The 12244-nt window shown below is 60.9% G+C and carries 15 protein-coding genes; 13 read left to right on the top strand and 2 right to left on the bottom strand.

Annotated features, from left to right (window positions below):
- Position 1 precedes the first annotated feature (1 nt).
- The 4 genes from J5Y06_RS10490 (at position 2) to J5Y06_RS10505 (ending at position 4508) form a co-directional block, all read left to right on the top strand.
- Positions 2–457 carry a 6,7-dimethyl-8-ribityllumazine synthase gene (locus J5Y06_RS10490; protein WP_209335064.1) on the top strand — a complete coding sequence of 152 codons (456 nt, stop codon included), beginning with the start codon at positions 2–4 and terminating at the stop codon, positions 455–457.
- Positions 458–460: 3 nt separating this feature from the next.
- The gene (nusB, locus tag J5Y06_RS10495) at positions 461–976 is read left to right on the top strand and encodes a transcription antitermination factor NusB (RefSeq protein WP_209335065.1); all 516 of its coding nucleotides are present in this window, start codon (positions 461–463) and stop codon (positions 974–976) included.
- Positions 973–2181, top strand: coding sequence for an MFS transporter (locus J5Y06_RS10500; protein WP_209335066.1), 1209 nt, complete (start codon positions 973–975; stop codon positions 2179–2181). The genes nusB and J5Y06_RS10500 overlap by 4 nt, the downstream gene beginning before the upstream one ends.
- A 170-nt stretch (positions 2182–2351) precedes the next feature.
- Positions 2352–4508 (top strand): sodium-translocating pyrophosphatase, encoded by a 2157-nt coding sequence (locus J5Y06_RS10505; RefSeq protein ID WP_209335067.1) that lies wholly within the window; start codon positions 2352–2354, stop codon positions 4506–4508.
- Positions 4509–4576: 68 nt separating this feature from the next.
- On the opposite strand, the gene J5Y06_RS10510 is transcribed toward J5Y06_RS10505, so the two are convergent.
- Positions 4577–5095 (bottom strand): outer membrane protein assembly factor BamE, encoded by a 519-nt coding sequence (locus tag J5Y06_RS10510; RefSeq protein WP_209335068.1) that lies wholly within the window; start codon positions 5093–5095, stop codon positions 4577–4579.
- A 110-nt stretch (positions 5096–5205) separates the two neighbouring features.
- Between J5Y06_RS10510 and J5Y06_RS10515 the strand changes: the two genes are divergently transcribed.
- The 6 genes from J5Y06_RS10515 (at position 5206) to J5Y06_RS10540 (ending at position 9532) form a co-directional block, all read left to right on the top strand.
- On the top strand, positions 5206–5748 hold the full coding sequence (locus J5Y06_RS10515; RefSeq protein WP_209335069.1) for a ubiquinol-cytochrome C chaperone family protein: 543 nt from the start codon (positions 5206–5208) through the stop codon (positions 5746–5748).
- 3 nt (positions 5749–5751) lie between these two features.
- The gene (locus J5Y06_RS10520) at positions 5752–6297 is read left to right on the top strand and encodes a DUF177 domain-containing protein (protein WP_209335070.1); all 546 of its coding nucleotides are present in this window, start codon (positions 5752–5754) and stop codon (positions 6295–6297) included.
- Between the two features lie 99 nt (positions 6298–6396).
- Entirely contained in the window at positions 6397–7473 is a 1077-nt protein-coding gene (gene plsX, locus J5Y06_RS10525) for a phosphate acyltransferase PlsX (protein ID WP_209335071.1), read from the top strand.
- Positions 7470–8441, top strand: a complete 972-nt coding sequence (locus J5Y06_RS10530) for a beta-ketoacyl-ACP synthase III (protein WP_209335072.1) — start codon at positions 7470–7472, stop codon at positions 8439–8441. Before plsX ends, J5Y06_RS10530 begins: the two co-directional genes overlap by 4 nt.
- A gap of 98 nt (positions 8442–8539) precedes the next feature.
- The gene (locus tag J5Y06_RS10535) at positions 8540–8875 is read left to right on the top strand and encodes an integration host factor subunit alpha (RefSeq protein WP_209335073.1); all 336 of its coding nucleotides are present in this window, start codon (positions 8540–8542) and stop codon (positions 8873–8875) included.
- Between the two features lie 102 nt (positions 8876–8977).
- Positions 8978–9532 carry a MerR family transcriptional regulator gene (locus J5Y06_RS10540; protein ID WP_209335135.1) on the top strand — a complete coding sequence of 185 codons (555 nt, stop codon included), beginning with the start codon at positions 8978–8980 and terminating at the stop codon, positions 9530–9532.
- An 8-nt stretch (positions 9533–9540) separates the two neighbouring features.
- Here J5Y06_RS10540 and J5Y06_RS10545 read toward each other — a convergent pair whose 3' ends face one another.
- Positions 9541–9759: a hypothetical protein gene (locus tag J5Y06_RS10545; protein WP_209335074.1), complete on the bottom strand. Its 219-nt coding sequence runs from the start codon at positions 9757–9759 to the stop codon at positions 9541–9543.
- A 293-nt stretch (positions 9760–10052) separates the two neighbouring features.
- Here J5Y06_RS10545 and J5Y06_RS10550 point away from each other — a divergent pair, with 293 nt between their 5' ends.
- The 3 genes from J5Y06_RS10550 (at position 10053) to J5Y06_RS10560 (ending at position 11947) form a co-directional block, all read left to right on the top strand.
- The gene (locus J5Y06_RS10550) at positions 10053–11318 is read left to right on the top strand and encodes a tyrosine-type recombinase/integrase (protein WP_209335075.1); all 1266 of its coding nucleotides are present in this window, start codon (positions 10053–10055) and stop codon (positions 11316–11318) included.
- Positions 11319–11379: 61 nt separating this feature from the next.
- Positions 11380–11667, top strand: a complete 288-nt coding sequence (locus J5Y06_RS10555; RefSeq protein WP_209335076.1) for a hypothetical protein — start codon at positions 11380–11382, stop codon at positions 11665–11667.
- Positions 11668–11740: 73 nt separating this feature from the next.
- A complete protein-coding gene (locus J5Y06_RS10560; RefSeq protein ID WP_209335077.1) occupies positions 11741–11947 on the top strand; it encodes a helix-turn-helix transcriptional regulator in 207 nt (68 codons plus the stop codon).
- The last annotated feature ends 297 nt before the right edge of the window (positions 11948–12244 follow it).

The following is a 12244-nucleotide window of genomic DNA, read 5'->3' on the forward strand; positions in this document are numbered from 1 at the left end:
CATGGCCGACAGCGACAAACCCCATTTGCTGATTGTGGAAGCGCGCTTCTACGACGATCTCGCCGACGCTCTTCTTCAAGGAGCAAAGGCAGCGCTCGATGCAGCCGGCGCAACCTATGACGTGGTGACGGTTCCAGGCGCGCTGGAGATACCGGCGGCCATATCATTCGCCTTGTATGCGGCCGAAGACGGCGGCGCGAGCTATGATGGCTTTGTTGCGCTCGGCTGCGTCATTCGCGGCGAAACCTATCATTTCGACCTCGTCGCGAACGAGTCTAGCCGTGCACTCATGGACCTTGCAGTGGATGAAGCGCTGGCGATCGGCAATGGCATCCTGACCACGGAAAACGACGAACAGGCATGGGCGCGCGCCCGGTTGAGCGAGCTCGACAAGGGCGGCGGCGCCGCACGTGCGGCCCTGACGATGATTGCTTTGCGCGAGAAACTCGGAGCCTGACGCGTGACGGACCAACCTAACAAGCCGGAAGCAAACGCGGTCCGCCAGGTCAACAAGCGCGGTGCAGCACGGCTCGCTGCGGTACAGGCGCTTTACCAGATGGACGTCGCCGGCACGGGCGTGCTTGAGATTGCCGCGGAATACGAGACCTATCGGCTTGGCAAGGAAGTCGATGGCGCAACCTATCGCGACGCGGACGCACAATGGTTTCGCGCTATCCTGTCGGGGGTCGTCGAAGATCAGAAGACGATCGACCCGTTGATCCGGCAGGCGCTGACCGAAGACTGGCCGCTGTCGAGGCTTGATTCCACGCTGCGCGCCATCATGCGAGCCGGCGTCTATGAACTGACGAAGCGGCAGGACGTGCCGATCGCTGTGATCGTGTCCGAATACGTGGACATCGCGAAGGCCTTCTATGTGGAAGACGAGCCCAAGCTCGTGAACGCCGTTCTCGACCGCGTGTCGCGCCGCATTCGCGGCGAAGGCAAAGGCCGTGATCCCGGATCGCTGCCGGAATGACCAGCGGCACAGGGAGCGCGCGTCGCACGGCGCTTATCCTGGCTTCCGCTCAGGCCATTGTGGGCGCTGCCGCTCCGATCTGCATTTCGATCGGCGCACTGGCCGGGCATTACCTCCTTGAACAAGACAAGTCACTTGCCACCGCACCCGTGACAGGCTTCAACCTGGGTGTGGCTTTGGGCGCAATTCCGGCCGCCGCCTTGATACGGACGCTCGGTCAACGCGGCGGCTTCATGGCAGGCACGGCGGTGACGGCTGCGGGCGGTGCCGTTGCCGCCGCCGGATTGTTCGCCGCAAGTTTCCTGATCTTCGCGATCGGGCTTCTGGTGATCGGCCTCGGCGGCGCGTTCGTGCAGCAGTTCCGCTTCGCCGCTGCCGACAATGCGCCTCCACAGTTTAAGGCGCGGGCTATTTCGCTCGTGCTGGCCGGGGGTGTGATCACCGCCATCGTCGGCCCGCAAATTGTGATCCATACGCGTGAACTGTTTGCGCCAGTGATGTTCGCCGGATCCTTCGTGTCGGTGATCGGCCTCGCGGCAGTGGGTGCCATCCTGCTGTCCGGTCTTCCGCGGCGACCGCTGGTGTCCGAAGGGACCGTGACTGTGGCCGACACAGAGCCGGCGCGGCCGCTTCGGACGATCATCAGTCAGCCGCGGTTTGCGGCAGCGCTGACCTGCGCTGTTGGCACTTATGCCTTGATGAGCTTCGTCATGACCGGTGCGCCGCTTGCGATGGTCGGCTGCGGCTTTTCCACCGATGACGCGACGCTCGGCATCTCCTGGCATGTCATGGCCATGTTTGGGCCGAGCTTCTTCACGGGAAGCCTGATCCAGCGCTTCGGCGCTCCTCGGATCGTGGCCACCGGGTTGGCGCTTCTGGTTGGTTGTGCCTTGGTGGCGCTGTCCGGCATCGAACTCTGGCAGTTCTGGACCGCCTTGATCCTGCTCGGGCTCGGCTGGAATTTCGGCTTCATCGGCTCCACGGCCATGGTCGCCGAAACCTACAGGCAGTCGGAGCGCGCGCGTGTTCTTGGCTTCCACGACACCGTACTTTTCGGCAGCGTAGCCTTCGGATCCTTCATGTCCGGCTTGGTGTACAACGCGTATGGCTGGGACATGCTGAACTGGATCGTGTTCCCCGTGGTGGCGATCAGCCTCGCCGCCCTGGTTCTTGCGGTGACCTTGAGACGACCCCAGGCCGCTTGAAGCCTTGAGCTGCAAGGTGATGCAACCTTGCAGCCGCATTCACGCCACCTTGACTATCCCGCAACGCAGCGTAACCCTTACGCCAGGGGCCTGTCGAAGCGTGCTTCGCGGGTTCCGTTTCATGTCCGGGGGGAGGGCTCGCCGGATGAAACCGGAGGGAATTGCAGGCAATGACCATGCTTACCGTCGTCATTCTCTGCGGTCTGTTTTCTATTGCTTACGCGATCTGGGCCACTCGGTCGGTTCTTGCCGCCGACCAGGGCAACGCGCGCATGCAGGAGATTTCGGCCGCAATCCGTGAGGGGGCGCAAGCCTACCTTGCGCGGCAATACACCACGATCGCGATCGTGGGCATCGTAGTGTTTCTCTTGGCTTGGTGGCTTTTGTCCGGCGTTGCCGCCATCGGCTTCCTGATCGGAGCGGTCTTGTCTGGTGCGGCCGGCTTCATCGGCATGCATGTATCGGTTCGGGCCAACGTGCGCACGGCGCAAGCAGCCTCGAACAGCCTCGCCGCGGGCCTCGACATCGCGTTCAAGGCAGGCGCGATCACCGGCCTTCTGGTGGCCGGTCTCGCGCTTCTGGGCGTGGCTGTGTATTTCTGGGTGCTGATCGGACCCATGGGCTACGCGATTACGGAAAACCAGCTGCCCCGCGACGTCATTGATGCGCTGGTGGCTCTGGGCTTCGGTGCTTCCTTGATCTCCATCTTTGCGCGCCTGGGCGGCGGCATTTTCACAAAGGGCGCCGACGTTGGCGGCGATCTCGTCGGCAAGGTGGAAGCCGGCATTCCCGAAGACGATCCACGCAACCCAGCCACCATTGCCGATAACGTCGGTGACAATGTCGGCGATTGCGCCGGAATGGCCGCCGATCTTTTTGAGACCTACGCGGTGACAGTTGTCGCCACCATGGTGCTGGGCGCGATCTTCTTTGCCGGTTCGGACGTTTTGGCAAACGTGCTGCTTTACCCGCTTGTGATCTGCGGCACCTGCATCATCACCTCGATCATCGGCACCTTCTTCGTGAAGCTGTCGGCCAATGGTTCGATCATGGGCGCGCTCTACAAGGGCCTGATCGTCACGGGCCTGCTGTCCATCCTCGGACTTGCGATCGCCACGCACCTGACCGTGGGCTGGGGCGAGTTCGGCACGGCAAACAATATGGGGATCTCCGGCTGGAGCCTGTTTGCTTGCGGGTTGATCGGTCTCGTGGTGACCGGCCTTATCGTCGTGATCACCGAATACTATACGGGGACCAACAAGCGTCCGGTGAACTCCATCGCTCAGGCTTCCGTGACCGGCCACGGCACCAACGTCATCCAGGGTCTGGCGGTTTCGCTGGAATCCACCGCGCTCCCCGCCATCGTGATCGTCGGCGGCATCATCTCCACCTTCCAGCTTGCAGGCCTGTTCGGCACGGCCATTGCAGTGACCACCATGCTCGGCCTTGCCGGCATGATCGTCGCGCTGGATGCCTTCGGTCCGGTGACCGACAATGCTGGCGGTATCGCCGAAATGTCGGGGCTGCCGAAGGAAGTGCGTCAATCTACCGACGCGCTCGATGCGGTGGGCAACACCACCAAGGCTGTGACCAAGGGCTATGCGATCGGTTCAGCGGGCCTCGGCGCGCTGGTGCTGTTTGCGGCTTACAGCTACGACCTCCAGTACTTTGCGTCCAACCCGACGCTGTTCCCGTATTTCGCAGATATCGGGACGGTCTCCTTCGACCTGTCCAATCCCTATGTGGTGGCGGGTCTGATCTTCGGCGGCTTGATCCCCTACCTGTTTGGCGGCATCGCCATGACAGCGGTGGGTCGTGCCGCGGGTTCGATCGTGGAAGAAGTGCGTCGGCAGTTCCGGGCCGATGCCGGCATCATGCAGGGCACCAGCAAACCCGACTATGCGCGTGCAGTGGATATCCTCACCAAGGCAGCGATCAAGGAGATGATCATCCCCTCGCTGTTACCCGTGTTGGCTCCGTTGGTCGTGTATTTCGGCGTTCTTCTGATATCCGGCTCCAAGGCCTCCGCCTTTGCAGCACTAGGCGCCTCGCTTCTCGGCGTGATCGTCAACGGTCTGTTCGTGGCGATCTCCATGACCTCGGGCGGCGGTGCCTGGGATAATGCGAAGAAGAGCTTCGAGGACGGTTTCGTCGACAAGGACGGCACCCGGCACCTCAAGGGCTCCGACGCGCACAAGGCATCCGTGACCGGTGACACCGTCGGCGATCCTTACAAGGACACGGCAGGGCCTGCCGTAAACCCGGCGATCAAGATCACCAACATCGTTGCGCTCTTGTTGCTGGCGGTTCTGGCGCACGGGGGCTAACGGGAATCGTCACGTGAAACGCAAAACGGCCGCTGGATCAGCGGCCGTTTTCTTTTGGAGCGCCGGAATTACCGACCGATGTTGCGCTGGGAGCCTGGAGCCGCCGAACTTGGCGCGCCAAAGTTGCCGACACCCGTCAGCACTTGCCCGATAAAGGTCTGGTCGCGGCCGCCCGTTGGCGTGGTGCGGGAAATGAAGTCGAAGACCTTACCATCCTGAAGGCCGTAATTGGCGATCTGCGTCACGCGGCCGTCTTCGCCGAAGTAAACCGCAAGCACGCGCTGGTCGACAATGCGCGGGTTCATGAACGCCACGTCGCGCCGGCGCGTTTGCGAGATGTAGTAGTAGGCTTCGTCATCGAAGGTCGCCTGTGTGGAGGGCGTTCCGAGCGCCAGCACGACCTGTTCGCGTGAGGATCCCACAGGAACAAGCTCGATCGCCTGCTCGTCGATCACATAGCCCTGCGTGAGCGTCTCACCCGGCGCCAGATCAGCGGTCGTGCAGCCGGCAAGCGCCGTTCCGCCGAGCCCCAAAGCTGCCAGTCCGAAGCCAAGCTTGCGCAGTCGCGAAAAACCTGTCGTCACCATTGAGATCCTTGAACCCCCACCCGCTTTGCAGAAAAGCGTGGAAACCGGTAGACCAGCTTCGAAGCGGATGCAACCAACCGCCTCTTCCTGCAGAACGGAGCTCGAAACCCATGTTACGCAAACTGTTCGGCCTTGGCGAGAACGCCGGCAGAACGGCAGCGCTCAGGCTTTATGATCAGATCGTGGCGGCCGCGCGGCAACCGGTGCTTTATGCCCAGTGGAATGTTCCGGACACGCCGCTTGGCCGATTCGAGATGGTGGCGCTGCACATGGTCCTGTTTCTGCGGCGGGTTCGGGACGAGAAGGGGGAAATGGCTGGCATCGCCCAGATCCTCACGGACGAGTTCTTTCTCGATGTCGACCATTCCCTGCGCGAACTCGGGATTTCGGACGTCGGCGTGCCGAAGCGCATCAAGAAGCTCGCGCGCATGTTTTATGGTCGGGCGAAATCTTATACAGAAGCACTCGATGCGGATGATTTGCCGGCTTTGGAAGCGGCCTTGGCGCGCAATGTGCGGCCAGGAGTCGAACAATGGCCTGAAACGCGCGATCTCGCAGCCTATATGAAGGACAAAAGCGTTCTGCTCGCGAGCCAGTCCGTTGGCGAATTCGCGAGTGGCCGCCTTTCCTTTGAAGAGCCTGCAGGGACCTGATTCGTGACCACCACCCCGCCCAGCCCGGTTTCATTTCCGGTCAACATCAACCGATTGCCGTCGAAGGGCATGCCCGTGCTCGTTGAAGCCGACGCGGCAATGCGCACAGCGCTCGCGCAAGCGCACGGGCTCCTTTCGGTGGAGCGTTTCAAGGCCGATCTTCTCGTGACGGATTGGAAGGGCAACGGTGTAGCCGTGCGGGGGCGCGTCGAAGCCGAAATTACGCAGGCCTGCATTGCTTCTTTGGAGCCTGTTCCTGCGCGTATCGACGAGCCCGTGGATGCGACGTTCCTGCCTCGCAACTCGAAGCTGTTCCGTCTTGGCGACCTCAGCGGCGAAGTTCTCGTGGATCCCGAAGGTCCGGATGCACCGGAGATCCTTGAAGGCGACACGTTGGACGTCGGCGCGCTGGCGGAAGAGTTTTTTGGTGTCGCCATCAATCCATATCCGCGCAAAAGCGATGCGGTCCCGGTAGCGCCGCAAGCTGATGCGGACAAGCCGCTGGGACCTCTCGCGGAAAAGCTCGCGGCGCTGAAGGCGAAAACCTGAAAACGCTTCGGCCAACCCTTTGCTGTTGTGTGAAGAAGCAAAACGGCTATTTTCGCGCGACTTTTCACCCGGCCCGATCAACCTGGAAAACAGCCAAGCGTGATACGGATCTCAATCGATGCCATGGGAGGCGACCACGGACCCGTGGTTGTGGTTCCCGCTTTGGCGAAGTTTCTCCAGCGGCGTCCCGATGCTCGCTTCATCCTTTTCGGCAAGCAGGACTTGGTGCAGCCGGAACTGGCGAAGTTTCCCGCGCTCGCCAAGTCTGTGGAACTCGTTCATTGCGACGTGGCGGTCGCCATGGACGACAAGCCGAGCCAGGCGCTGCGCCACGGTCGCGGCAAGTCCTCCATGTGGCGGGCCATTGAGGCGGTGAAGCTCAATCAGGCCGATGTTTGTATTTCGGCCGGCAACACAGGCGCCTTGATGGCGATGGCGCGGTTCTGCCTGCGCACGATGGCCAACATCGACCGTCCCGCCATCGCTGCGATCTGGCCCACATCGCGCAGCGAAAGCATCGTGCTGGATGTGGGCGCCTCCATCGGTGCCGATGCACATCAACTGGTGGATTTCGCGATCCTCGGCGGCGCGATGTCGCGGGCCTTGTTCCAGATCGAACGCCCGAGCATCGGCCTTCTGAACGTCGGCGTTGAAGAAGTGAAAGGTCAGGAAGAGGTCAAGGAAGCCGGCGCCATGCTGCGCGACACTGATCTCAATTCCATGACCTACCATGGCTTCGTGGAAGGCGACGACATCGGCAAAGGCACCGTGGACGTGGTGGTGACCGAGGGATTCTCTGGAAATATCGCATTGAAGACCGCGGAAGGAACAGCGCGCCAGATCGGGGGTTATCTTCGGGCAGCGATGTCACGGACCCTGATGGCAAAGATCGGTTATGTTTTCGCCCGGGGTGCGTTCAAGGCTTTGGCGGAAAAGATGGACGTACGCAAAATCAACGGCGGTGTCTTCCTTGGCTTGAACGGCATTGTCGTGAAAAGCCACGGGGGAACGGACGACGAAGGTTTCGCCGCTGCGATCGACCTTGGTTACGACATGGTGCGCAACCGCTTGATTGATCGCATCGAAGCGGACTTGCAGCTCTTCCATGCCCGTCGCCATCAGCATGCCTTGTCGCGCGCGCCGCGCCTCGGGGAAGAAGGCGAGGGTGAAGCGTGATCCGCTCTGTTGTTAAAGGTGTCGGCACGGCTCTGCCGCGCCGCATCATGAAGAATTCGGACTTCGAGGCGTCGCTGGAAACGAGCGATGAATGGATTGTCCAACGCACCGGCATCCGCCAGCGGCACATCGCTGCGGCCGACGAGACCACGGCGTCACTCGGTGAAGCGGCGGCGCGGGCCGCGCTTGATGCGGCGGGCTTGCAGCCAGCCGACATCGACCTGATCGTGCTCGGCACATCCACGCCCAACAATACGTTTCCGGCTACGGCCGTGGAGATCCAGAACCGGCTCGGCATCACGCATGGCTTCGCGTTTGACCTGCAGGCGGTTTGCTCCGGCTTCGTTTACGCAATCACGACCGCTGACCTTCACCTGAAGGGCGGCATGGCCAAGCGCGCGCTGGTGATCGGTTCGGAAACCTTTTCGCGCATCCTCGACTGGAAGGATCGAACCACTTGTGTCCTGTTCGGCGATGGCGCGGGTGCGGTGGTGCTTGAAGCGGAAGAAGGCGAGGGCGGGCTGACGGACCGCGGCATCCTCGCAGCAAGCCTGCGCTCCGATGGCAGCCACCGCGAAAAGCTTTATGTGGACGGCGGCCCGTCAACGACCGGCCAGGTCGGCGTGTTGCGGATGGAAGGCAAAGAAGTCTTTAAGCACGCAGTCGGCATGATCACGGATGTGGTCGAGGAAACCTTCCGCCAGGGCCAGATCAGTGCCGCGGAACTGGACTGGTTCATCCCCCACCAGGCCAACCGCCGGATCATCGAGGCATCCGCCAAGAAGCTCGGCATTCCCCTCGACAAGGTCGTGATCACGGTGGATCTGCATGGCAATACGTCGGCGGCTTCCGTTCCGCTCGCTCTTGCTGCAGCGGTGGCCGACGGCCGGATCAAGAAAGGCGACTTGGTGCTTCTCGAAGCCATGGGTGGTGGCTTCACATGGGGCGCCGTGCTCTTGCGTTGGTGAGCCGCGTCTGGTGTAAGTTCTTGACCCAGCGTGGCCAATTTCCTAATCCTTCTTCTCATTTGTTATTTCAGTTTCATCTGTAGTGAGGGCGAAGATCGATGGGAGGCAAGACACTCACGCGTGCCGATCTCGCCGAAGCCGTTTACCGAAAGGTCGGCCTTTCCCGAACTGAATCGGCCCAATTGGTGGAGTCCGTGCTCGATGAGATCTGCGCTGCCATCGTTCGCGGCGAAGATGTGAAGCTGTCTTCCTTCGCGACCTTCCACGTCCGCGAGAAAAATGAACGCGTCGGCCGCAATCCGAAGACCGGCGAAGAAGTGCCGATCTCTCCGCGCAAGGTGATGACCTTCAAGGCGTCCAATGTCCTGAAAAGCCGGATCCTGGACGGCCACAACGCAGCCTTGCGTACCGGCAAGGCGAAGAAAGCCGGTTGATAGCCAGTGTTTGCGTCAAGCTGCTCTTGAAACCTTGCCTTCAAATCGCTGGACTGACGCGATAATCGCGATTCGCTCAGCGGTTGAAGGATTTGAGGTATGTTGGACAAGAGCCCGGACGCATTTCGCACCATCAGCGAGGTTGCGGAAGATCTCGATCTGCCTCAGCACGTCCTGCGTTTCTGGGAAACCCGCTTCACTCAGATCAAGCCGCTGAAGCGAGGCGGTGGCCGGCGCTATTACCGACCCAACGACATCGACCTGATCAAGGGCATTCGCTACATGCTCTACGATCAGGGCTACACCATCAAGGGTGTGCAGAAGCTGTTGCGCGAAAACGGCAACCAGTTCCTGATGGCGATCGGAACCGGCGACCTGTCGGCCGCGGAAGCCCTGGCGCAGCGCAAGCAGGCGGCCGCCGAACCGTCGGCGTCTGCCGACCACGCAGCCTCCCCCTCGCGGCCGGTCGATGAAGAAATGCTGGTTGGCGAGCCTAAGGTAAAGCCGAACCGTCGCTTTTTCGGCATCGGCAAGGCCGAGGAAGAGGGTCCGGTTTCACCGGGGCAGGGCAAGCTTTCGCGTGACAACCGGGCACTGCTTCAGGAGGCCCTGTTTGATCTTCTGGAATGCAAGCGCCTGCTGGACCAGGTCCGCTGAGGTAAGTCTCAGCCGTCGTTGGCGGCGCTCAGATCTTCCGGCCGCAGCCCTTCGTCGCCACCTGCCGGTGACAACAATCCCTCGTTGAACGCCCACTGCCGCAAAGCCTGAATGGCGGCTTCCGCCTGGTTGGAGCCGAGGTCGCGTTGAGCCGCATAGCGGTTGATCGCGGTCACGAGATCGGGGGGAAGGGAGAGGGTGAGGCTGGTGTTTTCGGTCACGGTCATCCTTTCAGGCGTCACATCCTAGACGCCTGAGCCCGTGTTTGAGTTCCCGATGCAATCGCAGGCCCCGGCGGCTCAATGGTCGGAGCGGCGGGATTCGAACCCACGACCCCTTGACCCCCAGTCTAATTAACGCGGTTTTATAGCCAATCCTGTGGTTGCACGAGAGATGGTAAGATTATGATAACAGATTGACGAAACTTATGTTTTCCAACGCTGGGAAACTGGTGGCCGCTTGCCTCGGTTGAGCCGTTTGCCTATATGTTGGCTACAATACGGCTACAAATGAGGGTGGGGTGGCTACAATCAAGATTACGGCTGCCGCCGTGGGGGAGGTAATGGCTTCGTCGAAGCCGAACCGAACGACGTTTTATTTCGACACGGATCTGGCCGGATTTGGCTTCTATCGAACCACCGCCGGCACAGGGACATTCTTCGTAGAAGTTAGGCCGATCGCGGGTGGCTCGAAGAAGCGCATCAAGCTTGGTCGCGTGGGGGCTCTAAAAGCAAACGAGGCACGCGAGGCCGCGCGACGAGCGATTGCGCATGCTGGGCTCGGGAGGGACCTTGCGAACGAGCGCTCGGTTGAGCGCGCCAGCATCACCGTTTACACGCTGGTTAACACCTACGTCGCAGAATTCGTGTCGGTGAACAAGAAGGCGTCGTCAGCAGCCTTCTATCGTACGATCCTCACCAAACACATTGAGCCGCATATCGGCGCCACCAAAGCAGTGGCGCTCACCCGCGTGGATGTTCAACGTGCGCATGCGGCTATGTCGAAGACAGCGAGAATATCAGCAAATCGGGCAATGAAGTTGCTCGCTGCGGCATACGGCTGGGGCGCGCGGAACGGCTATGTGCCAGAGGGTCTTAATCCTGCGTCTGGGGTCGACCTGAACAAGGAGACAGGCCGCGAGCGCTTCTTAACCGCTGACGAGATGAAGCGTCTCGGCGAAGCGATGATCGAGGCTGAGACAGTCGGCCTTCCAGTCAACGCTGGAGAGTCCAAGCACGCTCCCAAAGGACAGCGCACTGTCATGCATCCTAGCGTCACCGGCGCCATTAGACTCATCATGTTGACCGGCTCCCGGCTCCGGGAGATCCTCCATGTCCGATGGTCCGAGGTCGATTTGGAACGCGGCTTGCTGTTCCTTCCGGATTCAAAAACGGGCCGCAAGACCGTAGTGCTCTCCGCGGCAGCGCTCGCCGTCCTAAGGGAGATGCCGCGAGTAGGGGTTTATGTGGTTGCAGGCGAGAGTGCAGGCGCGCCCGACGAGAAGCCGCGCGCTGACCTCAAGCGGCCCTGGACTGCCATCACAAAGCGCGCAAAGCTCGACGGACTGCGAATTCACGACCTCCGGCACAGTTTCGCCAGCGTAGGTGCTTGGTCCGGTCTCGGCTTGCCGGTGATTGGTAAGCTGCTCGGCCACGCCGACGTCACTACCACCCAACGTTACGCCCACATCGCCGACGAGGCAGCACGACGCGGAGCTGATGTCATAGCGAACCAGATCGCGGATGCGATTGGAGGACGGAATGGCGCCGCTCCCCAAATCGCTTAGCCTTCAGGCGATCCGGATCCGAAGCGCACTGCTTGAGGATAGGGTCGAAGATGCCAAGACGATGATCGTCGAGATCCTTCGATCCGGCGCTGCTGACGCCGTGGTGCAGGGCATTGCGGCCGACCTTATCAAGCCACCGAAGCAATCGAGAGGACGTCGGAAGAGCCTGCCCAAGCACTGGCTGGAGATCGGCGAGGAATTTCATCATTTGCGCGATGAAGGCGTGCGCTATGAAGAGGTCCTCATTCTTCTGGCGGAGAAATATGGTCGTTCGGAAACGCACGTCCGCACGGCTGTAGCTACCTTTGATCGCGCAAAAGAAGATGCTGCCGCAGACCGCAATCAATAGCCTTTTGTTTGCCTAAGCGTCATAGGCGAAAACGCCTAAAACTCCGTGCAATCCCAAGCATGGAGGTACTGGAATGCCCAACCTGAGAGTAAAACAAGCCGCCGCCTATGTCGGCCTCTCGAAGTCGTACCTGGACAAAGCCCGCTGCTACGGCACAGGCCCGGTCTACGTGAAACTCGGAACCACCGTGATCTATCGCACCGAAGATTTGGATGCATGGGTGGCGGGTAATCGGCAGCCTGGAAACGATAACGCGGAGCGGGCGAGGGCGGCGGCATGACCAGTGTGCCTGATGGACTCTACACTGCCGAAATCGTTCAGGCAGAACTCGTATCCGCTGAGCAATCATGTCGACCGTGGATGGTTCAGCTTCAGTACCTAAAAATAGTCATGGAGATCACGGAGGGAGAGCACCTTCATCAGCGGTTTTCTGACAAGTTGTCATTGGACCCAGTGACGTTGCCCCCGTGGATGCCTTCGGTTTGAACTGGACTCCGTCGACAGGAGACGGAGATGAAGAGAAGCCGGTTCACGGAAGACCAGATCATCGGTGTGCTGAAGGAGCACCAGGCGGGAA

The sequence above is a fragment of the Tianweitania sediminis genome (genome assembly GCF_017813335.1).
Taxonomy (GTDB): Bacteria; Pseudomonadota; Alphaproteobacteria; order Rhizobiales; family Rhizobiaceae; genus Tianweitania; species Tianweitania sediminis.